The organism is Rhodovulum sp. (assembly GCF_011048875.1).
GTDB classification, from domain to species: Bacteria; Pseudomonadota; Alphaproteobacteria; order Rhodobacterales; family Rhodobacteraceae; genus Rhodovulum; species Rhodovulum tesquicola.
This window is the reverse complement of record NZ_DSDD01000073.1, coordinates 1-2,848: the sequence shown is the minus strand read 5'-3', so window position 1 is coordinate 2,848 and position 2,848 is coordinate 1. Positions and strand designations below refer to the sequence as shown.

2 protein-coding genes and 1 pseudogene are annotated in these 2,848 nt (G+C 66.8%); 2 read left to right on the top strand and 1 reads right to left on the bottom strand.

Annotated elements, in window-relative coordinates:
• Positions 1-130: 130 nt before the first annotated feature.
• The gene (locus ENN83_RS02465; RefSeq protein WP_287183673.1) at positions 131-1,117 is read left to right on the top strand and encodes a complex I NDUFA9 subunit family protein; all 987 of its coding nucleotides are present in this window, start codon (positions 131-133) and stop codon (positions 1,115-1,117) included.
• Here ENN83_RS02465 and ENN83_RS02460 read toward each other — a convergent pair.
• A complete protein-coding gene (locus ENN83_RS02460) occupies positions 1,114-1,917 on the bottom strand; it encodes an undecaprenyl-diphosphate phosphatase (protein WP_287183669.1) in 804 nt (267 codons plus the stop codon). The two genes, ENN83_RS02465 and ENN83_RS02460, sit on opposite strands and share 4 nt — an antisense overlap.
• A gap of 154 nt (positions 1,918-2,071) precedes the next feature.
• On the opposite strand from ENN83_RS02460, the pseudogene ENN83_RS02455 reads away from it, so the two are divergent.
• Positions 2,072-2,848 (top strand): annotated as a pseudogene (locus tag ENN83_RS02455) (FAD-dependent oxidoreductase); the annotation flags it as partial.

Here is a 2,848-nt window from a genome sequence, read left to right as displayed (position 1 = left end):
GTGAGGCGGTGACTTACAGAGGGCCGCGGGTGGTGTCAACGGCGATTCGCGGCGAACCTCAGCATGACTTGCGAGGTCGGGTCCGGCCCTGTATTCGGGGACAGGACATATACCGCGAGGGAGGCTGGGCATGGCAGGGCTTGTGACCGTTTTCGGAGGCTCGGGCTTTGTCGGACGCTACATCACGCGGCGCCTTGCGGCCGAGGGCTGGCGCGTGCGCGTGGCGGTGCGGCGTCCGAATGAGGCGCTGTTCGTACGCACCTATGGCGCGGTGGGCCAGGTCGAGCCGATGCTGTGCAACATCCGCGAGCCCGCCTCGGTCGCCTACGCCCTGCAGGGGGCGGACGCGGCGGTCAACTGCGTCGGCATACTGAACGAGATCGGCCGCAACACCTTCGGTCTGGTGCAGCATCACGGCGCGCGCCATGTCGCCGAGGAGGCCGCGAAGGCCGGGGTCGGACGGTTGGTGCATGTCTCGGCGATCGGGGCGGATCCGGACGGCAAGAGCGCCTATGCCCAGACCAAGGGACAGGGCGAACAGGCGGTTCTGGCGAATTTCCCCGAGGCGGTGATCCTGCGGCCTTCGGTAATCTTCGGGCCGGAGGACCAGTTCTTCAACCGCTTCGCCTCGATGGCGCGGTTCGCGCCGGTGCTGCCGGTGACGGGCGGCAATACCCTGTTCCAGCCGGTCTATGTCGACGATGTGGCGCAGGCCGCGGTGCTGGGGGTCACGGGCAAGGCGGCGCCGGGGATCTACGAGCTGGGCGGGCCGGAGGTGCGACGCTTTGCCGATCTCATGGAGGAGATGCTGGAGGTGATCGGCCGACCGAACCGGATCGTGCTGAACCTGCCGCTGTTCGCCTCTGCCGCGGTGGGAACGGCGTTCGACCTGCTGCAAAAGTTGTCGCTGGGGCTGTTCACCAACTCGATCCTGACCCGCGACCAGGTGACGAACCTCGCGCTGGACAATGTGGTGGCCGAGGGCATGCCGGGCTTTGCCGAGCTGGGCATCGCGCCGGTTTCGATGGAGTCGGTGCTGCCCGAATACCTGTGGCGCTACCGGCCCGCGGGGCAGTTCTTTGGCATCCGCGAGTCGGCCAAGGGGATGAGGCTCTAACTGTAGGTGATGCCCAGCAGGATGATCCCCAGCACCACCCGGTAGATCACATAGGGCGTGAAGCTGATCGAGCGGGCCAGCCGCATCATCACCGCAAGCGCGGCCAGCGCCGAGACGAAGGCGAAAGCGGCGACGATGGCGCCGTCGCGGGCGATGGCAAGATCGGCGTTCAGGATCACCTCTCCGCCCAGCAGCACGCCAGAGGCTGCGATCGTCGGGATCGACATAAGCATCGCCAGTCGCGCCGCGTCGGGCCGGTCATAGCCCAGCGCCCGCGCCCCGGTGATCGTGATGCCCGAACGCGAGGTGCCCGGCAGCAGCGCGACGACCTGCCAGAACCCCATGACGAGGGCGTGTTTCAGCGTCCATTGCGGCGCCTTGCGGGTGCGCGGCGCGCGGGTGTCGATCCACCACAGCAGGATGCCGAAGATCAGCATCGTGCAGCCGATCAGAGCCATGCTGCGCAGCATCTCCTCGACGCCCACCAGCTTGATCAGGAGGCCCGCGATCACGACCGGGATGGTCGCGACGATCAGGCAGAGCGCGAGAAAGGCGCCGGGCGTGTCGATCCGGCCGCGGATGACCCGTCCCAGTCCGCCCAGCGCCAGCGCCACATCCTTGTGGAAATAGAGGATCACCGCCCCCAGCGTGCCGACATGCACCGCCACGTCGATCACCTGGCCCTGGTCCGGCTGGCCGGTCAGGTAGGGCAGCAGGATCAGGTGGCCCGAAGACGAGATCGGGAGGAATTCGGTGATCCCCTGGATCACGGCAAGGAGGAGGAGGTTGAAGAGTTCCATGTCACCCGGCCCGCAGCGGAATCGGCGCCAGCATACGGGTTTGATTCGGAATGGAAAGCGCCCCCAAAGGTCATATTTACTGACCGTTAATCGGCGCCATTGCGAAGCGGGGCGCGGGCGGGCGGAAACGGAGTCCGTCCGCAGGAAGCCAGCCATGTCGAAGCGTCCGATGCTTCAGTTCGTCAGCACCGCCAGGGAAATGCCCCTCAAGGGGGATGCAGACTCGCGTGCGCATGATTTCAACGAGATTTACGCCGAGAAGGCCGCCGAGCAGGCCAGCCGTGCAGCCAGTGCGGCGTGCCCTATTGCCAGACCCATTGCCCGCTGCACAACAACATCCCCGACTGGCTGCGCCTGACCGCCGAGGGGCGGTTGCAGGAAGCCTACGAGATGAGCCAGGCGACCAATACCTTCCCCGAGATCTGCGGCCGGTTCTGCCCGCAGGACCGCCTGTGCGAAGGCAATTGCGTGATCGAGCAGTCGGGCCATGGCACCGTGACCATCGGCGCGGTCGAGAAATACATCACCGATACCGCCTGGGATAACGGTTGGGTGCAGCCCATCGCGCCCCGCGAGGAGCGGCCCGAAAGCGTCGGCATCATCGGCGCGGGCCCCGGCGGGCTGGCGGCGGCGGATATGCTGCGCCGCGCCGGTGTGCAGGTCACGGTCCATGACCGCCATGACCGCGCGGGCGGGCTGCTGACCTATGGCATCCCGGGTTTCAAGCTGGAAAAGGACGTGGTCATGCGCCGCGTCGAACAACTGGAACAGGGCGGGGTCGAGTTCGTCCTGAACTGCAATATGGGCGTGGATATCAGCTTTGACGCGATCCGCGGCAAGCATGACGCGGTGCTGATCGCCACGGGCGTCTACAAGTCGCGCGCGATGCAGGCGCCGGGCGTGGGCGCGGCGGGCATCGTGCGGGCCATCG